The organism is Psychromonas sp. B3M02, from assembly GCF_003318165.1.
Taxonomy (GTDB): Bacteria; Pseudomonadota; Gammaproteobacteria; order Enterobacterales; family Psychromonadaceae; genus Psychromonas.
On sequence record NZ_QOCB01000069.1, the window covers coordinates 23,907 to 46,735 of the forward strand.

19 protein-coding genes are annotated in these 22,829 nt (G+C 39.3%); 5 read left to right on the forward strand and 14 right to left on the reverse strand.

Features of this window, described 5'->3' with window-relative positions; genetic code table 11:
• Positions 1 to 45 precede the first annotated feature (45 nt).
• The 3 genes from DS885_RS17935 to DS885_RS08100 form a co-directional block, all read right to left on the reverse strand.
• Positions 46 to 444: a DUF2061 domain-containing protein gene (locus DS885_RS17935; RefSeq protein ID WP_113818930.1), complete on the reverse strand. Its 399-nt coding sequence runs from the start codon at positions 442 to 444 to the stop codon at positions 46 to 48.
• A gap of 349 nt (positions 445 to 793) precedes the next feature.
• On the reverse strand, positions 794 to 1,876 hold the full coding sequence (locus tag DS885_RS08095; protein ID WP_113818931.1) for a polysaccharide lyase family 7 protein: 1,083 nt from the start codon (positions 1,874 to 1,876) through the stop codon (positions 794 to 796).
• A 117-nt stretch (positions 1,877 to 1,993) separates the two neighbouring features.
• Entirely contained in the window at positions 1,994 to 3,130 is a 1,137-nt protein-coding gene (locus tag DS885_RS08100; protein ID WP_113818932.1) for a PQQ-dependent sugar dehydrogenase, read from the reverse strand.
• A gap of 307 nt (positions 3,131 to 3,437) precedes the next feature.
• On the opposite strand from DS885_RS08100, the gene DS885_RS08105 reads away from it, so the two are divergent.
• Both DS885_RS08105 and DS885_RS08110 read left to right on the forward strand, forming a co-directional pair.
• Positions 3,438 to 4,214, forward strand: coding sequence for a DUF1223 domain-containing protein (locus tag DS885_RS08105; RefSeq protein ID WP_113818933.1), 777 nt, complete (start codon positions 3,438 to 3,440; stop codon positions 4,212 to 4,214).
• 215 nt (positions 4,215 to 4,429) lie between these two features.
• Positions 4,430 to 6,202, forward strand: coding sequence for a protein adenylyltransferase SelO (locus DS885_RS08110; protein WP_113818934.1), 1,773 nt, complete (start codon positions 4,430 to 4,432; stop codon positions 6,200 to 6,202).
• A 438-nt stretch (positions 6,203 to 6,640) separates the two neighbouring features.
• Here DS885_RS08110 and DS885_RS08120 read toward each other — a convergent pair whose 3' ends face one another.
• The 4 genes from DS885_RS08120 to DS885_RS08135 form a co-directional block, all read right to left on the reverse strand.
• A complete protein-coding gene (locus tag DS885_RS08120) occupies positions 6,641 to 7,519 on the reverse strand; it encodes an AEC family transporter (protein WP_113818936.1) in 879 nt (292 codons plus the stop codon).
• Positions 7,520 to 7,918: 399 nt separating this feature from the next.
• Complete coding sequence (locus tag DS885_RS08125) at positions 7,919 to 10,252, reverse strand: glucose/quinate/shikimate family membrane-bound PQQ-dependent dehydrogenase (protein ID WP_113818937.1); 2,334 nt, start codon at positions 10,250 to 10,252, stop codon at positions 7,919 to 7,921.
• A gap of 149 nt (positions 10,253 to 10,401) precedes the next feature.
• Positions 10,402 to 10,590: a CsbD family protein gene (locus DS885_RS08130; RefSeq protein ID WP_113818938.1), complete on the reverse strand. Its 189-nt coding sequence runs from the start codon at positions 10,588 to 10,590 to the stop codon at positions 10,402 to 10,404.
• A 482-nt stretch (positions 10,591 to 11,072) separates the two neighbouring features.
• Positions 11,073 to 12,584 carry a DUF3360 family protein gene (locus DS885_RS08135; protein WP_113818939.1) on the reverse strand — a complete coding sequence of 504 codons (1,512 nt, stop codon included), beginning with the start codon at positions 12,582 to 12,584 and terminating at the stop codon, positions 11,073 to 11,075.
• A gap of 459 nt (positions 12,585 to 13,043) precedes the next feature.
• Here DS885_RS08135 and DS885_RS08140 point away from each other — a divergent pair, with 459 nt between their 5' ends.
• Entirely contained in the window at positions 13,044 to 13,232 is a 189-nt protein-coding gene (locus DS885_RS08140; RefSeq protein ID WP_113818940.1) for a hypothetical protein, read from the forward strand.
• A gap of 711 nt (positions 13,233 to 13,943) precedes the next feature.
• Here DS885_RS08140 and DS885_RS08145 read toward each other — a convergent pair.
• The 4 genes from DS885_RS08145 to DS885_RS08160 all read right to left on the reverse strand — a co-directional run bounded on the left by DS885_RS08145 (position 13,944) and on the right by DS885_RS08160 (position 17,785).
• On the reverse strand, positions 13,944 to 14,627 hold the full coding sequence (locus DS885_RS08145) for a DUF2982 domain-containing protein (RefSeq protein WP_113818941.1): 684 nt from the start codon (positions 14,625 to 14,627) through the stop codon (positions 13,944 to 13,946).
• Positions 14,628 to 15,279: 652 nt separating this feature from the next.
• Positions 15,280 to 15,384, reverse strand: coding sequence for a DUF2474 family protein (locus DS885_RS17900; protein WP_113818942.1), 105 nt, complete (start codon positions 15,382 to 15,384; stop codon positions 15,280 to 15,282).
• The gene (cydB, locus tag DS885_RS08155; protein WP_113818943.1) at positions 15,384 to 16,382 is read right to left on the reverse strand and encodes a cytochrome d ubiquinol oxidase subunit II; all 999 of its coding nucleotides are present in this window, start codon (positions 16,380 to 16,382) and stop codon (positions 15,384 to 15,386) included. The genes DS885_RS17900 and cydB overlap by 1 nt, the downstream gene beginning before the upstream one ends.
• Before the next feature lie 5 nt (positions 16,383 to 16,387).
• Positions 16,388 to 17,785, reverse strand: coding sequence for a cytochrome ubiquinol oxidase subunit I (locus tag DS885_RS08160; RefSeq protein ID WP_441344259.1), 1,398 nt, complete (start codon positions 17,783 to 17,785; stop codon positions 16,388 to 16,390).
• A 586-nt stretch (positions 17,786 to 18,371) separates the two neighbouring features.
• Here DS885_RS08160 and DS885_RS08165 point away from each other — a divergent pair.
• On the forward strand, positions 18,372 to 18,950 hold the full coding sequence (locus DS885_RS08165; protein ID WP_258546871.1) for a porin family protein: 579 nt from the start codon (positions 18,372 to 18,374) through the stop codon (positions 18,948 to 18,950).
• Positions 18,951 to 19,390: 440 nt separating this feature from the next.
• Here DS885_RS08165 and purT read toward each other — a convergent pair whose 3' ends face one another.
• On the reverse strand, positions 19,391 to 20,581 hold the full coding sequence (purT, locus tag DS885_RS08170) for a formate-dependent phosphoribosylglycinamide formyltransferase (RefSeq protein WP_220149674.1): 1,191 nt from the start codon (positions 20,579 to 20,581) through the stop codon (positions 19,391 to 19,393).
• Positions 20,582 to 21,090: 509 nt separating this feature from the next.
• On the opposite strand from purT, the gene DS885_RS08175 reads away from it, so the two are divergent.
• Positions 21,091 to 21,627, forward strand: coding sequence for a GNAT family N-acetyltransferase (locus DS885_RS08175; protein ID WP_113818946.1), 537 nt, complete (start codon positions 21,091 to 21,093; stop codon positions 21,625 to 21,627).
• Between the two features lie 324 nt (positions 21,628 to 21,951).
• Here DS885_RS08175 and DS885_RS08180 read toward each other — a convergent pair whose 3' ends face one another.
• On the reverse strand, positions 21,952 to 22,245 hold the full coding sequence (locus tag DS885_RS08180; RefSeq protein WP_113818947.1) for a type II toxin-antitoxin system RelE/ParE family toxin: 294 nt from the start codon (positions 22,243 to 22,245) through the stop codon (positions 21,952 to 21,954).
• Positions 22,245 to 22,484 carry a type II toxin-antitoxin system ParD family antitoxin gene (locus tag DS885_RS08185; RefSeq protein WP_113818948.1) on the reverse strand — a complete coding sequence of 80 codons (240 nt, stop codon included), beginning with the start codon at positions 22,482 to 22,484 and terminating at the stop codon, positions 22,245 to 22,247. Before DS885_RS08185 ends, DS885_RS08180 begins: the two co-directional genes overlap by 1 nt.
• Positions 22,485 to 22,829: the final 345 nt, after the last annotated feature.

Consider the following 22,829-nt stretch of genomic DNA (forward strand, 5'->3'; position numbering starts at 1 on the left):
CTGGATGGGGGGTGAAGCTTTTCTTAAATGATTAATTCAGTGGTATTAAGCAACAATAGCGTGTTCAATGTCGTAATCTGCTTGTTTATTTTTATTACCCCATGCTTTTTCATGGAAGAAGTAAGCAAAAGAGTTAATTGTTGGCTCAATGGTAGCCATTAGTCCACCGATGAATGCATCGCCAGTTAAAGCGTAAGTCACTGCAAAGGCAACATTAAAGTGAATAACCGCAAAGCTGATTGTTTTCGCTTTAGTCATTGACTCACGTTTTTTAAGGAAAGGGACGTGTTGCCAAACTTTTTCATGGAAGTAAAAAGCAACTGTGTTGATTGATGGTTCGATAACCGCAATCAAGCTGCCTAATAAAAAGTTACCAGTTAATGCAAAAGCAACTAAGGTTGCGATGCTGAAGTGGATGCCTGCAAAAGTAATTGTTTTAGCCATTGTGTGTCCCTCTTAAAGTATGTCTCTGTTATGTGTGGCTATTATTGATAGTTATTCTCATTAAGTAAAATGGGTAGTTTCTATACAATTGATAGGTTTTTTGTGTGGTTATTTATAAATTGATAGGTTTTTGTGTTTTATTTTGTGCTGTATTTCTCAAGCTGTTGAATTTAAAAAGTTAAATTAACTTGGTTAGAGAAGGTGACAATTCGGCGGAGTGGAGTTTTTGTATTACAGATAAAAAATTGTGGTGATTAAAAGGTTTTATTAATGCTAGGTAGGTTTATTGTTTTTAGACAGAAGTGATAAAAACCGTTATTTAAACAGTTTTTATCACTGAGCAAATTAATTACTGCTTGCTAGGCGCTTCAGAAGGACTTAACTCAATATTATAAAAAGTAGCTTGGGCGTAATCACCATTGGCTTTATCTATTAACCAATCGCCTGTGCCAGGGCAGTTTGTATACCAAATACCAGGTGCATCTTTAGTACTACATTGGTTATATGCACCTGCTTTGAAGTAAAACCAATCCTGTTGATATCCGTCTGGGTTATCTAATGCATCTACTTTACCGTAAGCATCGATATTATTAGATAAATCAATTTGATAATTAACTTCAGCTTGATTATTGGTGGTAAAGGTGAGGTGCATAATATTGTTGTGCACGTTAATTACATAACTAAAGACTTCCCCCAATGCGATTCCTTTAGCAGCCGGATCAACTGGGTTTTCCCAAGTATTTCCCCAAACTGGATAGGCAACATCGCTACGATTAGGATCTTTTCTTGGTAGGTTCTTCTCATAGGTCCAAAACACTGAGCCCGTGGCATGGTTTGGCCATTTTTTATAATAAATTTTAATGGGTTCATTACCCCAACCAAATTGATCATCTGTGTCATATAAAAGGTATTCATCTTTTCCTGCATGTATTTGCCCCACAACCATAGAGTAAGCAGGTGGTTTATTCGGGTAACCAGCATGCACAGACACGGCATCTACTTTTAATGTGGCTTTTAATTGTCCACCGATATCGGCAAAATCCTTTGAATCGTGGTTTGAAGCAAGTGCAAAGTTATTCATCTCATCTTTAGGGCTGCCGCCAGATGCACCATTCATCATCTGTCTTAGTTCACTACGTGTATTGGTGGAACCAGTGGTTGTTGCTGCTCTGTTCGGTGCCGCAAAGATCACTTCACCTTCTGTATTGGCATGGAAAAAATCAGCGTTATAAAAGGCTTTAATATCATTAACACTGACCTCTCTTACTTTGCCGCTATTGCCCTCCATAGGCAGTGTGATTTTCCAATAACTTAAATCAATGATATCGGCAGGTAAAACACCACTTTCTGGAGGAGGAAGAGAACAAGCAGAGACAAGCAAAGATAGACTGACACTGCTCAATAGATATTTTAGAGGTGGATAACGCGTCATAGAAGCTTCCTGAATTAATGTAAGTAATAGATAAATTCAGTGTAACCTTAACGCTTGCTATATTTGTAATACAATTAACTAATTGTGAGATAAATCCTGTTGATGGTAGCTTATTCTTTAACTGTCTTGAGGGAGCAGCCTTAAAATACCTTTACCATCAATGCCTAAATAAATATAACCATCATTACCTTGTATTACATTTCTGACCCTACCGATACCGGCTAATAACTTAGTTTGTTTCAACACTCTGTTGTTATTTATCTCTAGCAAGACTAAATGCCCATATTTCATTCCACCGAGTAACACCTTACCTTGCCATTGCGGGTATTTATCACTACTGACATAAGCCATACCAGAAGGTGCGATGGAAGGATCCCAATACAATTTAGGTTGTTCCATTCCCGGTTTTTCAGTGATGTCAGTATAATTAGTGCCGATGTAATTAATGCCGTAACCAATCACAGGCCAACCATAGTTTTTACCTGCTTCAATCAAATTCACTTCATCACCACCTCTTGGACCATGCTCATGAGACCAAAGCTGGTTAGTATTGGCGAGTATCATTAAACCTTGTGGATTACGGTGTCCGTAGGAGTAGATCGCTTTTTTAGCCTTGGCTTGTTGGTAAAAAGGGTTAGCCGTCGGGATGCTACCATCAAGGTTTAATCGATAAATTTTACCGCCATCCAATGATAGATTTTGTGGGTTTTTATCTCGTTGTCCTCGGTCACCAATAGAAAAGTAAACAAACTGATCAGTCACGGCAATTCGGCTACCATAATGCTGGCCTTTATTAGAATCACCTTCGCCCTGATATAGCTGTTTATGCTCAATTAACTGATGATTATTTATATCTAATTTAGCTCGCATCAAAGCTGTGTTACTGGCTATTTTATTGTTATGGGTATATTGGCTAGCATAGGTGAAGTAGATTATCTGGTTGTTTGCAAAATCAGGATGCAAAGCAATATCAAGTAAACCACCTTGTCCATACGCATGTATCTCAGGTAAACCAGTGATTTCAATAGAAGGTTTGCCTTCAGTTAATAACCATAATTTACCTGAACGCTCTGTTGCTAGTATTTTACCATCAGGCAATTGAACCAGTCCCCAAGGGATAATGATATCAGGCCAAATTACGTGTGTTTGATAAGCTGATTTATCTTCAGTCATCGGCAATGAATGTTCAGCCTGCGCCGTTGAAACTAAAAAGCTAAGGTAAATAAATAGTAGTGCCTGTACATATCTGTTCATTGTCACTTCACTCCTTGAAAGCCGTTACTTTGATTTGAACATTACACTGTTAATACATCACGATAAATATGTTGGAGGTTAATTGTTGACCACTTCATTATGCGAAGTAAGGGAATAGTTTACAAGCATTTTGGATGCTCGCACTTTTAGCTACCTTTGCGCATTAGCCTCCTTTATATATTTAATGCAATCAAATCTCTTTTTATTAGGTCTTCTAAACACAATAGACCCACATCATCGATGTTAGAGGTTTGAAAATCGATAAGTTAGTTGAAGTTAAATCACTTAATAATCAAAGAGGACATCTATGAAAAAACTAATTACATCTGGTTTGTTAGCTGTTGCCATGTTCAGCCAGCAACAAGCGCTCGCTGAAACCTTTAACAGTGGCATCGACTCAGTTGCCTTAGTTGAATTATTTAGTTCCGAAGGTTGTAGCTCATACCCTCCTGCGGAGAAAAAGCTAAGTGAATTAGTGGAGAGCCCGCAATTATTTAAAACATTTGTACCAGTTGCCTTTCATGTTGATTACTGGGATAGGCTAGGGTGGGCAGACCGTTTTGCTTCACCTGAATACACGGCTAGGCAATATAGTTTGTCATCAACGGGTAAGCAACGTAGCGTTTATACTCCCAACTTCATTATCTCAGGTAATGAGTGGAAAGGTTTTTTTAGAGGGCATCCTATAGAAGGCGCAGTAGGAGCGATGCGCAAAAGTGCCATTGGTAATCTACAAATTGATTACCAATCATCAGGTTCTCTGCATCAGGTAAAAGCGGTGTTCTCTCCAGAGCAGGGTTTTACTGCCGATCCAAATAAACCCCTTATCTTATCCGTTGCACCATTGGGTATGGATTTACAAAGTCACGTTAAACGTGGTGAAAATCGTAATCGACAACTACGTCATGAATTTGTAGCGTTAGATTGGCAAAAAGTTGCGATGACCTTTGAAAATAACCAATGGGTAGCAACATTGAATTTATCTAAAGATGCGCATCAAGAACAAGCGCAGGCAATTAGTGCATGGGTGAGTAACGAAACTAGCTTAGCGCCGATCCAAGCGGTTGGTGGATATATTCAATAGCGAGTAATTAGCTTTATATTCAGAAACTAATCATGATGCCGATGATTAGTTTCTGGCTGTTTTAAATTAAACGATCTTAAATAGTGAGTGCAGTATGACGGCTTAAAAGCTCAAGATAAAACCAGTCGATTATAATAAGTACAGAAGTCTTAGGCAGATCGGGGTAAGATATCAGCTATACACTTTTATCTAGCTCAACCTTGGTATCAATCATTATGAAAACATCTCAGTCTCAGAAAAATACCTCGACTAAACCTATTATCTCAACCTTCGATGAACTTGCTAAGTTAGCAAATTATTCGTTGATGGAGTCGCTTAATTGTGACCCAGATGCAACACAAGATGGTGTTGATTATAGAGCAAGACAAGTTTTCTCAGGGCATTATGTTCCAGTTAAACCAACTCCTATTCAAGATCCGCAATATGTAGCACACAGCCAGCAGTTTTTTGCGGAGCTTGGTTTAGCCGACAGCCTAGCTGAGTCTGATGATTTTATGCGACTCTTTTCTGGTGATGCCAGTCAAGTGCCTGAACCCATGCGTCAGTATGGTTGGGCCACGGGATACGCGCTTTCCATTTATGGTGTTGAATTTATTCATCAGTGTCCGTTCCAAACCGGTAATGGTTATGGTGATGGCCGCGCTATTTCCATCCTTGAGGCGGTGATTAATGGTCAACGTTGGGAGATGCAGTTAAAAGGTGGTGGTCGTACACCATATTGTCGTGGTGCCGATGGTCGTGCGGTCTTGCGTTCTAGTGTTCGTGAGTTTTTAGCGCAGGATCATATGCATGCATTGGGTGTGGCGACTTCACGCTCTTTAAGCTTGTATTTTTCAAAAACTGAAACGGTGCAACGTGGTTGGTACGCTGAAGGTTCACGCTCTGAAAACCCAGATATGATGGTTACTGAACCTGTTGCTATTTCTACGCGCGTGGCTCCCTCTTTTTTACGGGTTGGACAAATAGAGTTGTTTGCGCGACGCACCCGTGAAGATGATAATCATATCGCCCTAGAAGAGCTGCAAAAAATAGTACTGCACTTGATTGATCGTGAGTATAGCAAAGCGATTGATAGCGGGCTCAGCCTATCTGAAAAAGTAATCCAGTTAGCTAGCGAGTTTCGTGAGCGTCTTACTACGCTCATTGCAAATTGGATCCGTGTGGGATTCTGCCAAGGGAACTTTAACAGTGATAATTGTGCCGCTGGTGGTTATACACTGGATTATGGTCCGTTTGGGTTCAGCGATCTATTTAACCCTCATTATCAGCCTTGGACGGGCGGTGGTAATCATTTCTCATTCATGAACCAACCTAAAGCAGCACAAAGCAATTTTGAAATGTTTTGTTCAGCATTAAAACCGCTATTGGCGACAGAGGAACAGGCTTTAACGGCATTGGAAGAGATTCAAAGCGAGTTTTCAACTGTGATGGAGTCGAAAATGCAAGCTATGTGGGCAGCTAAGTTGGGCCTTAGCAGCTTGGATAAACCTACTCATATGGCAGTATTTCGTGAACTACAGATGTTAATGATGCAAACAGCGATTGATTACACTATTTTCTTCCGTGAGTTATCGTCAATCCCTAAGGATATACGCCCACTTAAGAAGAGCTTTTACAGTAATTTAATCAATCAAAATGCAGCTCAGGATGCAAAAAATGAACAAGTAGATACACGTTGGATTGAGTGGTTTGTTAAATGGAAAGCCTTACTAAATAATGATTGTGAGGAAAATACAGGTAGAACGCTTGAGACAGTTTCCAAGGAAATGAAACAAGTTAACCCTAAATATATTCTACGAGAGTGGTTCCTTAAACCTGCTTATCAGCAAGCCGGAAGAGGGGATTACAGTTTGATTCACGAGTTACAAGCAGTAATGGCATCTCCATACGAGGAGCAATCGCAAGCAGTGGAAGATAAGTTTTATCAATTGAGACCACTTGAGTTATTCAATGTCGGCGGCGTAGCACACCTTAGTTGTTCATCGTGATGGGTATAACCTAGCTAGGTTTGGTTGCCCATGATTAATGGGCAAAGCCTGCCTAATATTCAGTGCGCTATGGTGATATTGATGAAAGGGCATCGGTATAAATTTAGGTGAGTATCGCCGTTGCGAACAAAAGGGCTGCGAACAGGAGTGAGTTCGCAAACACTGCGCTGGCATACTTTGCTTCCCCTTTACGGTACCAATTACCGAATATAAATGGCTTGTTAACTTTCATTTTTAGCTCTGAAATGCTCATATTTCTATTTAGCTTATGATGATGCCCGAATACAAAGATTCGCTTAAACAGAATGCAAAAGATCAGGTTGAGCCCGATGACTAGTATTGGCACCACTAAAATTAACGTAATAAAGTCCATTTATCTCCAATAAATAACAGTATTAAATGTACCTAGGGTTTTATCAATCATTTCGGCCTTCCTTTTTAACCTAGTGACAAAGCGATGACCAGCACGATTGGCAGTGTGATAATGCTGAAAAAATTGCTGAATAATACCATCGACGCGACTTTTTCAGGTCCAATATCAAATCTTTCGGCAAGCATATAATTCATCACAGCTGGTGGCAGCATTGTGAATAAAAGTAACATTTGTAAATGTAGTGTTGGTAACGGGATAAAGAGGTAGATTGCTATAAAAGCAATGGCCCCTGTGACAAATGACAATATCGTACACATAATGCCAACTTTTAATCCACTAAGCCGAATATTACACATCTGTGAACCCAATGATAACAGCATAATTGGAATAGAAGCACCGCCGAGTAAATGAGTCGCGTCATAAAGTGGCTTCCATATTCCTATCCCACTCAAGTTTAATAGCAACCCTAATAAAGCCGCTAAAAATACTGGCATAGTCAGCATTTTTTTAATGGGGTTTCCATCACTTAATAAAGCAACACCGATACTAAGGTGCGCACAGGAAGAGATAACAAAAAGCAGTACCGCAGGCGCAAGTGCGGTATTACCAAAAGTGTAAGTAAACAGAGGAATAGCTAAGTTACCGCTATTTCTGAACATATTAGAGGGGGCCCAAACTTTAAAATTTAACTTAAGAATTTTGCAGATGGGGATCATTAATAGGCCCGGTAATAATACCGCAACAACTGATGCAGTAATTAAAGGGAGTTGTCCCATCTCCATTGGCATCACTGCCAAAGATGAAAATACAAGTGCCGGAACAAGTACATCCATATTGATGCGATTGATTGGTTTGAAATCAGGTTTTAACCAGCGCCCAATAAAAAATCCAACAAGGGTTATTGCAAAAACAGGGAAAAGTATTCCAACAACTTGAGCAAACATAATCATCCTTATGTTCTAAAAAGAGAGAGGTCTATTTTGAATTCGATAATGCGTTTAATTAGACTTTGAAGATGTTTAATAACATAAACTATTTATATCAACAATATAATGCTGCTGGTTATTTTATTGTTTGGATGTAGAGGACGTTTTTGAAGGGACCTCGTTATCTCGTTTTCAGGGGGCAATGTGGTAATGGATCATTGTCATAAATATCATTTAACTCATTCAACAAATAAATAGGCTAGCCATAACCTAACATTACATCTCGTTCCCTCGGTCCACCGTGGTAATGCAGAGTTGTAACAAATACCATTAGACCGATTCAACAAATAAATAGGCTAACCATAACCCAGCATTATTGAGTTATAGCTAGCCCATATTTAATGTAATTATCTAACGTTATTTTTTTAGTTTATAAGCCATCACATAATCTCCAATTTTTGTACCAATAGAGCCATGGCCGCCTGCAACTTGTACCACCATTTGTTCGCCTTTACTGTTTAAGTAGGTCATTGGCGTGGCTTGTCCACCTGCTGGTAATCGCGCTTTCCATAACTCGTCACCATTAGCGAGATTGTAAGCTCGTAAATAATTGTCAACAGTCGCCGCCATAAACACAATGCCGCTATCGGTAATAATAGGACCACCAATACCAGGTACACCCATCTCAATAGGTAATTTAAGCGGTGTCATATCTTCAATGGTGCCATTTTTATGCTTCCAAGCTGTTTCACCTTTATTAAGGTTTACGCCTGCCACATATCCCCATGGTGGTTGTTGACAAGGAATGCCTAGTGGCGAAAGGAATGGCTTCAAATCTACCGCATAATCCGCCCCTTCATTGGAATTTACGCCTTGCTCTCCGGTATTTGAACCACTCAAATCTGCGCCTTCTTTTGGCACTAACGTAGAAGTAAAAGCAAGATATAAAGGCATGCCAAATAATTGCTGACGTTTAGGATCGATGGCAATACTACCCCAGTTGAAAACCCCAAAATTACCTGGGAATATAATCGACCCTTCCTCTGATGGCGGAGTGTAACGTCCTTCATAGCGTAATTGTTTAAAATTAATTCGACATATTAACTGGTCTAAGGGCGTTGCTCCCCACATATCCGACTCTGTTAACTTCTCAGGCTTGAAAGACAAAGCAGAAGTTGGTTGCGTTTGCGCAGTATAATCGCCTGGGATCGCACCTTGTGGTGCTGCTTCTTCAGTGATCGGCAATATAGGTTTACCTGTTGCTCTATTAAGCACATAAATGTCGCCCTGTTTAGTTGGAATAACCAAAGCAGGTTGTTTCCCAGTATCGGTTTCTAAATCCAATAAAGAAGGTTGAGCAGGTGTATCCATATCCCACAGGTCATGGTGAACAAACTGCTGTACCCAAGCAACTTGACCTGTTTTAAGGCTCAATGCCACAACGGATGTTGCATATTTTTCTTCTGCTGGCGAACGATAAGCACCTAATTGATCTGGAGTTCGGTTACCCATAGGAAAGTAAGCTAATCCTAGCTCTTCATCTGCACTGGCGACAGACCAACTATTCGGTGAGCTCGTAGCATACACTTCATCTTCGCCAATTGGCGCTGTTTTATTTGGCTTACCAGAGTCCCAATTCCATACTAACTCACCAGTTTTCACGTCATAAGCTCGGATCACACCAGAAGGAGAATTAATATCGTAATTATCATTGACTGAACCCGCGACGATCACAACACCACCTGCAACCAATGGAGGCGAGGTTGAGTAATAATAACCTGACTGTTTAAATGGCATGTTATGCATTAAATCTAACTCTCCATTCTCAGCAAAGTTAGCACAACGAGCTCCGGTACTTGGGTCAACAGCGATCAAACGGGCATCTGATGTTGGTAAGAATAATTGAGCATCACACTGTAATGTACTTAGATTTTCTGAAGGGGTAGAGACTGTTTCTACTAAAGGAGGTTGTTTACTATCACTCGGTGGTAAATAAGAAACCCCACGACAAGTTTGATGTTGGCGCTGACTGTCAGCCGGTACTTTAGCATCGTAAACCCATTGCTCTTCACCTGTATCTGCATCTAAAGCAATAAGCCAGTTATGAGGCGTACAAAGGTAAAGTGCATTACCTATTTTAAGAGGGGTTGCCTCGTAGGTTGTTTCACCGACATCTTTAGGGCCTTTTTTATCTCCGGTTTGATATTGCCATGCTAATTGTAATTGATCGACATTCTCCGGGGTAATGTTAGCTAAAGGCGAAAATCGTTGCCCTAAATTGCTTCTACCATAGGCATTCCAATCACTTTCATTTACATCACTTGCAAAAGGTGCACTAACCACTCTCGGCAATTCACCTTCTACGGTTGTCGGTGATGTAACCATTAAAGGTGAAAGTGTCGTTGCACTGGCTGCTATCCAAGCTGGTAATAAAAATATCCAACCCTGGCGATGTTTGAAAAAAGCAATTAAGAGAAGGGGGATTGCTAAAATGAGGAAAAGTCCCATTCTGGTTGCCAAGGGCCACCAACTCAGACCTGACTCAAGAACCGACCAAATTAATGTCGCCATTAAAAGGATAGCGTAGACAAGATTTGCTAATGCATTTCTATTACGTAGTAATAATGAAACGGCGATAAATGCAACACCTGCGAAGCAATAATATAAGCTGCCACCTAAGGCTATTAACCATGCACCGCCAATTAATAAAGCTAAACCTATAATAAAAAATAATACTGATAAAATGATCATAAACACTATCCTTATTTTTGTGACCTCTAAAGTATACTGAGTAATGGGCTTTATCTCGGTCCCTCATTCCACCGTGGTCATACAAAAAAGGCCAATTGAATTGGCCTTTGCTTTGATTATTTAATAAGAGTTAAGAAGGGTGAGACCTATTAGAATGACTTATTAAACTCTTTTTCTGCTTCATCTTTTTCCATGCCGTACTTCTCTTGCATTTTACCCTGGAAGACTTCTAAGTTACCGTCGATCTCTTGTAAGTCGTCATCTGTTAACTTACCCCATTTCTCTTTGATAGAACCTGATACTTGTTTCCACTGACCTTTCATAATGTCGTTATTCATAAGATAGCTCCTTAAGCTAGTTTGGATAAATGCAATATAGTGATTGCGTCAATGTTCTCAGTAAGGAGTGTTACAAGTTATATGCCAAAACTTAGGTTATTGATTTTAATGTTTATTTTGTGACGGGCAAAAAGAGTTTGATTTTTACCCTGTAACTATTACAGGGCCAATTGAAAGGTTTTCATGCAGTGAGTAATGTAGGAGGGGAGCCATAGTTATTCATCTTCAATGTGACGCTATCTCGTTCCCACGGCTCTCCGTGGTAACGTACACCTTTGATTCCTTTAGTCTAGCGCATGATAAGGTAAAGAAAGTCTCACTCTTTATTTTTGTTAACTGTTTGATATTTATGGCTTAATTATATGGTGTCCATTGGATCGTAAAATATCAATCAAGTCTTTTCAATCTGCAACTTTTATCCAATAAAAATATAAAAGTCCAATGCGTTAAATGCCTTGGACTTATATTAAGGTTATATACAATTAATGACGAAAACTCGATATTAATGCAGGGATACCTGGCAACATACCAACAGCTGCCATTACAGTGGTTAATATCACAAACATAACACTTGGTATAATCCAGCGATTCATTTTACTCAATTTCGCACTACGTTCTTTACAGCCGATTAAACCAAGATTATCCAGTAACATAGTAAGCGACCAACCAAAAGCAGGGTTAACAAGAGTCGATGCAAATACTACAATCGCGGCAGATTGTGTTGTTTTACCTTCACGTGTCATTTCCATTCCAGCTTCAAGTAAAGGGATAAACACACCTACGATTAATGCAACGCACAACACAGGTTGCCATATGGCTAAATCCATAGGGTATCCCCATACCGCGGCTATTACACAAAATAGAGCAGTTAATAAAGCACCTGCCGTAATAGGGCGTTTAGCAATGGCTGCCGGTATTAAATAAGTTCCCCATGATGAAGTAAAATTAGATCCACCTAAAAGCGAACCAAAGACTTGACGAATAGAGGCTGTGGTCATGGTGTCGTCTATATTCATTTGTACTTTTTCAGTACGCTCTGGATAACTAATCTTTTGAAATACTTGATGGCCCAAGAAATCAGGTGACCACATCGCGACGGCTAGAATCGCAAAAGGTAATACCACTACAAAACTCTCTATTGTTGGCAAACCTAACATCCAACCCGTATTGTCTCCCCACCAATAGGCTGGATTCAGGTTAGGTAAGCCTGGGTCAGTAATAAACTCAAAAGGGGCACCCATTGCAAAGGCAATCGAGCCGCCTAGTAAACAGCTTAACGGCACCGCTAACCAACGCTTTTTCCAATGTTCGAGTAGTGCATACAGCAAAATCGTGCTGATAATGACGACAAAAGGGATATGTGACATACCAATGCTATCCCCCCAAGCTAATAATTTTTTAACTTGAGAAATAGTCCCTACAAACCCGAGATATAATAGTAACCCGCCACAAACACCTTTACTGGTTAGGTTGGCTAATCGACTACCACCTTTACTAATGGCGAGAATCAAACCAAAGGCACCAATAAGTAGGCCAAATGCCATAGGGTGGCCACCTGCTGCAACCACAATAGGAATAAGTGGAATTAAGGGACCATGAGTACCCGCTAAGTTAGCAGTTGGCAGTAAAAACCCGGAAAAAAGAACAATAAAAACAGAGACAATTAATAGCTCATAACGCACATTCTCCAACACAAAGCCTTCATCAAGGCCAAGCGGTGCTGCAAACGTTGCGGCTATCGCACCGACCATCACTATTTTACCTATGGTGGCAGCCATCGCTGGAATAGTATCTTCTATCTCAAATCGATAATCTTTAAACGGCCAGTTAGGGCGCCAACGTTTAGGCGACATTATTTGTAATTCATGCTCTAGGTATTCTTCTCGGGTATTAAAGTCAGAGCTCGGCTTATGTTTCTGCTCGTAATTCAATTTATCGTTAACTTGTTGAGATGCTGATTGTTGTTCTTGTGAGGAATTAGCTTTTTTATTCATTTTTATTCCCTGAGTTATTGCGTGAAAGTGTTAACATTTTCAAGCTGGCAACACTAACCCAAGGTCATAATGGTTACGAATAAGGAGTTACAATCATTAGTGTTGCATCATGTTTTATTATTGATTTGTATCAAAAAATGTATCCTATACCTTATTCTTTGAATAATTATATGTTGTTCTTTTACATAAACTTATTTTCGATGAAGAAGTTAATATTGAAATAACGGCATAGCTAAATAGATGAAACCATCTATTGTTCATTGAATATATTTTGCATTGTGTGTTTTAGCTTAAAGGTAAAATCCCCCCAAATAAGTCTTCTCATGTAATCTTTTGGTGTAAATGCATACTGAAGTAATACTCGTTCATATTGAATAATTTGATATGTTGAATACATGATGTAACTATTAATCTCGTTCCCATGGTCCTTCGTGGTGACGTATATCTTTAAGGGGCATTATGACTATTATTTGGATTTTAATCGCATTATTTGTGGCTGTTGCCTTGATGGTGGTGTTAGGTGAACGTTATGCCAAACCTATTAGTGCAAAACAACAAGCTAAATACAGTAAAATCTTACCTATATTAGTATTTGTGATGCTATTTATCGCATTACTAAAACAAGTATTTGAATCTGGGGTTCTTTAATTGTGTATGGGGGTTTAGCAAATCAGGTGTGAATTATTTCGTCTTTGCTCATCGCTGTATTTCGTTACTTATTAACTGTTGTATCGCCCTGTCAGCCAGTTACTTTCTTTTACGTGTGGTAAATCAACACGTCAATGACTGGACGAGCGACTGGACGAGCGCAGACGAGAAATAACTCTCAGTAATCTAGGTGAATATGCGTTCCCTCGGAGAACTTTGGGAACGAGGTGATTTAGCTATAACAAAACCTTAGTCAAAGCGGCTGCGACAAATCCCCGCCGTTGAGCTTTCCCAAATCATAGATTGCTTTTAGCAAAGCCAAACAGGATGTTTGGCTTAGGCTCGTTCTGGCCATGGATGGCCAGCAAGAGCCGGTGCGTTTTAAAAGCAATCTATGATTTGGATCAGAAAGCGATTCGGTGCCAGCTCTCTTTGCTTACGTTCTCTACTGGTCTAGAGAAAGTAAAGTCGCCGACAGGGCGAAATTACTGATATTAATATTAAAGCTGATTTGACGAGCGCAGACGAGAAATAACTCTCAGTAATCTAGGTGAATATGCGTTTCCTCGGAGAACTTTGGGAACGAGGTGATAAAAATCATCATTCTAGGTAAATATGCACTCCCAAGGAGGAGCTTGGGTGTGAGAGGTGGGTTTTATAAACTTAATACATCTCATTATGCCTATGCAGCCGATTAATGACGACTAAAAACTAAGCAGGTCCATTTACAATAATGTAGTGATGGCACTCTTTTAATAACCTTAAAAATTGGTTTATATCTCGATCCAAACTGCTCTCTGGTAAATAGAGGTGGTAACCATAGGCTTTAGCGAGTTGTTCACTACGATGTAACCATGCTGCGATTGGACCTTTATATACCACGTCATTTAACGTATAGGGTTCAAAATTAATCAGGTCTTCTTCAGCACTAATTTCTTTATTAATAATCGCTAAAACAATCAACTCTTGTTGTTCGTGAATTAACTTGTTGGCGAGTCTTGGGGATATGTTTTTGGCGAGATGATCTAAATTATTTAGCTTGATACCGAGGTAAGGTAATTGTGTATGCTGACCTCTAACATCCGCTTTAATTTCCCCAAAACGAATAATATCTTGCCATCGTAGAGACCATTTGCCATTCAGGTGACAATACTTAATCATTTCAGGGGTGATAAAAAAGCTGGTTTCAGGCTCTATATATTTGAGGAACCCAATGAACGCAATCATCAAGCTAATGCATATGAGTAAAATCAATTGAATTTTAAAGGTTTGCCAAAGAAATAAACTGATAAGCCAAAAAATAAATATCAATGTAAAGCCGAGGCATATAAGCGTCAGTGCATTACGTTTAGAACTTGGGCGAACTTTAATCACTCTATTGACTGTATCTTCCAAATTTAACCTTCCTTGAAAACTTGGTTTTTGAATAAATACTCGCTGGAACAATATGTTTTTGAGAATAAACCAGGGGCAGTTGATCTTTCAAGTATATTTTTACTTCATTCCCACGGTCCTCCGTGGGAGTGCATATTAACTAGAGTGATAAGTGTAAATTCTCGTCTCTGCTTGTCTAGTCATTCACACTTTTATTTACATTTATTTCGCCCTGTGGGCGACATACTTTTTCTTACCAGAAGAATAAAGTAAGCAAAAAAACAGGCTCCTAATTCGTTTTTAAACTATTCCTTTGGGTAAGAGTAATGAGCTCCTTCTTAACGCACCGCTCAGACTTGAGCTAGCAACGGCTGCTCATAAACACGATACTGTCGTATCAATCGCTGCCATATTGAGTAAGGTTTTATTTTAAGCGTTTGATATTGTTTACTTAAATGTGTGGGGCAGCATTTTAATTTACAAAATTTAAACGCAAATGAGTAACAGAACCTAGAAACACTTTAAATTATATAATCATTTTAAAACAATAAAAGCGGTCTATATAAAAGGCGCTAAATCCCTTAATGCTAATCATCTACCAATAATTGATAGATGATTGGCGGCTGAAATACAGGTTAAAAGGCGTTTAAAGCTTAATTTATACCACGCAACATCAGTTAATAATAAAACGTAGTAAATAAGCAAACATAGTTAGAGCGAAGACACTGCTAAACCAAATAGCGATAAACCAAGCCCATTTTTTAGTGATAGGTTTCATTAATGGTACCCCTCATCATGTTTTAGTTTTCCTCTAAACACCCAATAAGCATAACCGCTATAGGCAATGATCATCGGTAACAGAACAGCAGTACCGACAAGTAAAAACTTCAAACTTGAATCTGGAGCTGCTGCTTGTTGATAGGTTAATGCAAATGGCACCAGATAAGGGAATGTGCTCACTGCAAATCCCATCGCTGAAACTAAAAATAAGCCCATCGCTAAAAGGTAAGTACGTACTGCTTGATAAAGCTTAAGCGCTCTAAATAGTTGCCAGCTACAAAGAACAGCTAGTATTGGTAGGGCGTAATAGAGTATTGAGTTAGGAAAGCTGAACCATCGCTCAGATACGATTGGGTTGTGTAATGGTAACCACACGCTAACCACTAGAATACTCAACACCAATGCAACCGCCCAGCGTTTAGCAATTCTATAGTAGCGACTAGCGAGCTCTTCAGGCAGTTTTATTATTAACCAGCAGGCACCGAGTAGAATATAAGCGCAAACAGTGGCAAGGCCGCAAAATAATGTGAATGGGGTTAACCAATCGAACCAACCACCGGCGTAACTGCGTCCTGAGATTTCAATACCCTGTAGCATTGCGCCAAGCATCACCCCTTGCATTAGGGCTGCACCGAATGATCCGAGGAAAAACGCGATATCCCAGATAAATTTTCCTCGTTTGGTTCTAAATCGGTATTCAAAGGAAACACCGCGTAACACCAAACCTAATAACATGATAGTTAGCGGGGCATAGAGCGCTGGCATCACCACCGCATAGGCGAGAGGAAACACAGCAAATAATCCTCCGCCTCCAAGTACTAGCCAGGTTTCATTACCATCCCACACTGGCGCAATACTGTTCATCATTAGGTCGCGTTCACCTTCACTCTTTGCATTGGGGAAAAGCACCCCAATGCCTAAGTCAAAGCCATCAAGAACCACATAAATCAATACCGCTAGGCCAATTAATCCGTACCAAATAAGTGCGTAATCCATAATTGTTACCTCTCTGTTAATCGGTTAGGGTGAATAGCAGCTGGTACATTTTCACCTTCAGGCAGACGCGGTTCTAAGGGCTCTTCATAGCGAGTTGGTGATTTCCGCATGAGTCTGAGCAGATAAAAGAAGCCAGCGCCGAACACACAAAAATAGACCACAATAAAGGCGATTAAAGAGGTACTAATCGCGGTAGCATCAATCGGTGAAGCAGAATCTGCCGTGCGTAATAGCCCATAAACGGTAAAGGGTTGTCTTCCAACTTCAGTCGTTATCCAGCCGGCTAATATGGCAATAAAGCCTGCAGGCCCGAAGGCGACACATAGTCGGTGGAATAGGCTTGGCTGGTATAGTTTGTCTTTTTTACGTAGCCACAAGCTGAATAAGCCTATTACTAACATCGCAAAGCCAATACCGACCATGACTCGAAAACTCCAGAATACAATGGAGACTGGTGGATGATCTGTTTCCGAAAAAGCATCGAGACCTTTAAGTTCACCGTTAAGGTCATGAGTCAAGATAAGGCTACCAAGCTTAGGAATCGCAACTTGATAGTTCATTTGCTTGGCTTCATCATCGGGTATACCAAATAGAATGAGTGGTGCCCCTTTATGAGTTTGATAGTGTCCTTCCATCGCTGCTAATTTGGCAGGTTGATGCTCTAATGTGTTTAAACCGTGGAAATCCCCGGCGATAATTTGCAGTGGTGTAACGATAGTAATCATCCATAAGGCCATCGAAAACATAGTTTTGGCCAATGGGTTGTGGGGCGCTTTAATAAGGTGATATGCACCGACGGCGGCAACCACAAAGGCAGTGGTTAAGTAAGAAGCCAATAACATATGCACTAGGCGATAAGGGAAAGAGGGATTAAACACCACAGCAAACCAATCTTCAGGAATAAATTGTCCGACTTCGTTGATCGCATAACCTGCAGGAGTTTGCATCCAACTATTTACTGAGAGGATCCAGAAGGCCGATAAAAACGTCCCAAACGCAACAATACAGGTAGAAGCGAAATGCAGTTTTTTACCAACGCGAGACATACCAAACAGCATCACACCAAGAAAACCCGCTTCTAAAAAGAAGGCGGAAAGAACTTCATAACCCATTAATGGGCCAAGAATTGGGCCTGTCTTATCGGCGAACACACTCCAGTTAGTACCGAACTGGTAACTTAAAACAATGCCACTCACCACCCCCATACCAAAACTGATGGCAAATATCTTTATCCAATATTTGTACAGCTGGATATATTTTTCTTTACCGGTTTTGAGCCAGAGTCCCTCTAATACAGCTAAGTATGAAGCCAGGCCGATAGTAAAGGAAGGAAAAATAATATGAAAAGCTACGGTAAAGGCGAATTGAAATCGCGCTAAGTCAATTGCTAAGGTATCCATAATCACTCCTAAGGGGGTATCTAGGAATTTTTACGTTGGTAAAAGGTTAAAAGATCTACTTTTGATCTATTCCTTTGAAGTAAAGCAACACTATTGTCTTAACGCATTGTTTATCATAGGCGACGTTCATGTTCTGAATTCAGCGAGGAACGAACAAAGTACACGCTGAGCTTAGCCTGCTCATATAACTTTGCGGTCGCATAAATCCCTGCCTGCCCTAGCTTGCTAAAAACAGTGATTAATTCAGAAAAACTCAACGGGAGGAGTGGCGTAGCCGTATTGAGTAAGGTTTTGTTTTAACTAGTTGATATTTCTTATTTAAACATGTGTATCCAAAACTGTGTTTGAACGATTACAGCATGTAATTTCTTCATAGTAGATTATAAAAAATTCATATGAAAACAATAGATTGTACATTTTTAGAACGAAAATTAGCCTTTTTTAGGGGATAAATGTTGGCACATATTTTGTAGTACATACTTTGTAATTAGATAAACAGCTTAAACAGCTTTAATAGTTTAAAGAGCAACTCTACTAACAAAGTAATTCAGTATGAGTATTAAATAATAAAACACTTATGGAGCATACAATGAAAAAGTCAATTTTAGCATACGCATTAATTTCAACTGGTTTTTTAAGCACTGCAACATTGGTGCATGCAGAAGCATATAACCCAGATTCCGATGCGGCAGGTGTTTATGTAGGTGGTAATTATGGTTATTTACGAGTGGATGGGGATGATGAATTTGATGATGATAAAGACGCTTATCAACTATTTCTAGGTTACTCTTTGAATGAATATATTGCTGTTGAGGGGAGTTATGTAGATTTTGGTGATTATGGAAACTCTGTGGCAAGTGCAGAAACGGATGGATATACCCTTGGTTTAAAATTAGGTTTACCAGTGACAAACAATATCGAAATTTATGCTAAAGGCGGTCAGCTCTGGTATGAAACAGATTACTCTGTTTTGGGTGTTGATGGAAACGAAGATGACACTGGGTTATTTGCCGGGGTAGGAGTGAGTTACCACTTAGATAAAAACTGGGCAGTTAAAGTCGATTATACCGTTTATGATAATGATTTAGATGTTGATAGCGCGGACAGCGATTCTGATTTTTCAACGGACATGAAATACGCATCAGTTGGTCTTGAATACAAATTCTAAATTCCAAAAATAAGTTAATAAGATACCAAAAAGGCAAATCATGTTGATTTGCCTTTTTGGTATATGCCGTCTTGCTAGTTTATGTAGATTTCGGCCTTTATAAAACTATGCTGTTGTATAATTAGCTCCTTGCCTGAGCTTGCTAAAGGTGGTTACTCATTAAGAAAAACTCAATGGGAAAAATGGACGTAGTAGCCTTGAATAAGGTGTTATCGTAATTGGTTGGTTTTTGTTAATTCAACTAATGCGGGAGTACTTTGCAAGTAAAATAGATCAGTTAATTAGTGTGATTGGTATTACCTCTAGTGCTTTTCCTGATAATAACATTCCATAAAAACCGTATAAAAAAGCCAATACTGCTTTGGCAATATTGGCTTTTCATTTGTTATTTGTGGAAAAATAGGTAGAGGCTATGTCAAGGTTCAGCAATAAATTTTTATTTAATAAACAATGTTTACAGCAGTACTGACAGATTTTGCACCCTCAATGGCTTGTTTTATATTTTCACCACGAGCAATCGCGACCCCTAAACGGCGACTACCGTTAATATTGGGTTTTGCAAATAAACGTATCTGCGAACCGGCTACTTTGCCTAGCGCAGTGGCTACACCTTCAAATTGGATATCTTGAGATGTGCCATTACCTAAAATAACACTCGAAGCTGAAGGGCCGTATTGCGTAATGTTACCAATAGGGAAACCTAAAATAGCGCGCACATGCAAAGCGAACTCAGATAAGTCCTGTGAAATCAAAGTCACCAAGCCTGTATCGTGTGGGCGAGGCGAGACTTCGCTAAAGTAAACTTCATCACCTTTTACAAAAAATTCCATCCCAAATAAACCAAAGCCACCTAATTCAGTAACCACCTTGGTCGCAATAGTTTGAGCTTTCTGTAAAGCTGCTTCTGACATCGCTTGTGGCTGCCATGATTCACGGTAATCACCGTCTTCTTGACGATGGCCAATAGGGGCGCAAAAGTGTATGCCATCAACCGCGCTAACCGTTAATAAAGTGATTTCATAATCAAATGGAACAAAGCCTTCAATAATAATACGACCTTCGCCAGTACGGCCACCTTCTTGAGAATAAGTCCAAGAGTTATCTAAATCAGCGTCCGTTTTTACCACGCTTTGACCTTTACCTGAGCTACTCATTACAGGCTTAATGACACAAGGCTGGCCAATCTCTTTAACGGCTTGTAAATACTCTTCTTTAGTATCGGCAAAAATGTAAGGTGACGTTTTTACGCTTAACGTTTCAGCGGCTAAACGACGAATGCCTTCTCTATCCATGGTTAATTTTGCAGCACGCGCAGTCGAGACAACATTAAAACCTTGTTGCTCTAACTCCAATAAGGTATCAGTCGCTATTGCTTCTACTTCAGGAATAATAAAATCTGGGTTTTCTAAGCGAATGATTTCTTCTAAGCGTTTCCCATCTAGCATGCTGACAACATGTGAACGATGTGCGATTTGCATTGCTGGTGCATTTGCATAGCTATCAGCAGCAATCACTTCGATGCCAAAACGTTGTAGTTCGATAGCTACTTCTTTGCCTAATTCGCCTGAGCCTAATAGTAATGCCTTAGTTGCACTGGCCGATGTTGCCGTACCTAAAATTGGATGTGTCATGTAATTCACTCTTATGTGGATGAAAAGATGAGATATTAAGTTTTGGATTCTACCAGAAAAAGAGTTTAGCTAGCATTGATTAACAGTAAGAAAGGAGCGTTTTTATTATTTTATATTTTCGCCAACTATATCCAATGACTCTGCCCATCGAGCAGAATGGTTTTACTTAATGATGCTAGCCAACAAATCAATCGTTTCAAATACCAAATACTGGACGCACATACATTGAAACTTTGTATATCAAAGGGTTAATGAATAATTCACTACTCAATGCGGCAATAGGGCTTTCTCAAATCATACATTGCTTTTAACAAACTTAAACAGGGTGTTGGTTAGGTTCGTTCTGGTTAAAATGAATGGGGCCCAGCTTCACCATGAGCAATCATTTATTGAAAACCGAATAATCTATTGGCATATCAATTAAATATAAATTAATGTGGTTTTTATTTTAAATAATCAGGCTGGAAATGAGAAATTCTACAGCTTCGTTATGTTTCAAGGAGTGTTCATTGTTCAGCACAATAATAGATGAAGAAATTAAATTGTCATTGTTACAAGAATCTTTTGCTCCAATGTATTTGGAATTGGTTAAGGAGAATTTTACCTATCTTGAAAAGTGGCTAGCTTGGCCTCCGCATTGTGAGAATAAGCAGGACTTTATTTCATTTATTCGTAAATCTCTACATGATTATGCAGATGGCAAATCAATGGTCTGTGGAATTTGGTTCAATGAAAAATTAGTGGGTAATGTCAGCTTCAATACAATTAATCATGAATTGAAAAAAGTCGAGATTGGTTATTGGCTGATAGAATCAGTTCAAGGCAATGGAATAATGACCCGAGTTTGTAAAAAACTCATAGATATTGCATTTAGTGATTTAGAAATACATAAAATCGAAATATCAGCAGCTACTGAAAACTTCGCTAGCAGGGCTGTTTGTGAGCGCTTAGGAATGAAGTTAGAGGGAGTGATTTCTAATGCAGAAAACCTAAATGGACGAATTGTCGATCATGCAATTTATGGGCTCCGTCGTACAGAAACATAACAACATGTCCTGAGACTCACTGCTTTTATAATTTAACCATTAATTGCAAACTTTAAAAGCGGTGAGTATCTTCTTTTTAGCGCAGTGCTAAAGTGCTGGGTACCTTGATATTAAAATTATTTATATCAAAGAGTTAGTGAGTAATTTGATGCTCAATGCGGCTATAATTCCTCGTCGTAGAGTCTTCCCAAATCATACATTGCTTTTAGCAAACTTAAACAGGGTGTTGGTTAGGTTCGTTCTGGTCAAAATGAATGAGGGGTCAGCATTACCATGATTTCAGCTGAAGCCTTCGATGCAGCTGAATTGGCCGCTATATTTTTCTCATAGTGCACGATTTACATCCATGCTTTTATGTAAAACACGAACAATCAATATTTGGTTTTCTTTGTGACCCTTATAGTAGATTACATGACTGGCTTGAGGATATTTACTATATCCTTCTTTTATATAATCGCAACGCAGTCCAATTTCAGGATCTTCAGACAACAATTGGAATGAACTATCTAATATTTTTAAGTAGTCATTTCGTTGAGCCTGTCCCCAAGTCGTTTGGGTATATTTTGCAATGTTGATTAAGTCTGATTTTGCTTTAGCAGATAATACAAACTTATTCATTAATGGTTATCTTTATCAAGTTCAGCGATAAGAGAGTCGTAACTGTAATCGACTGTGTCACTTTGTTCTCCTTGAGCAAGCATGTTACGTAAGTTATGTAGTTTAGCTTCCTGGTCTTCTAGAGCACGCAAGCCAGCGCGAATAACTTCACTCGCAGAACCATAGCGTCCAGAGTGTAGCTGTTGGTTTATGAATTGATCAAAGTGATCACCTAAGGTTACGCTAGTATTTTTAGCCATAATTTACTCTTTTAGTTTGTACCAATATATATTGGATTATGGTACAGAAAATATAACAAGGCAATTAAGCTAGACAAAAAACAGTTGGCTTATGTCGCTCTGGCTATAATGATACCAATCATAGTAAGTAACTGATCTATTTTACTTGTTAAAACAACTTATTTTTTCGTTGTAAGTTTCGTATAGGGAACAACCATTTACATCAACTTACGCCTCTAACTAAGCCATTTTTCCGGCGCAAAATTTAGATCAGTTATTTAATACAATTGGTATTAGCCACAAACTCACGGGAAACTATAATGATGAAACATTTAATTGTAGGGTTAACCGGCTTACTGGCTTTAG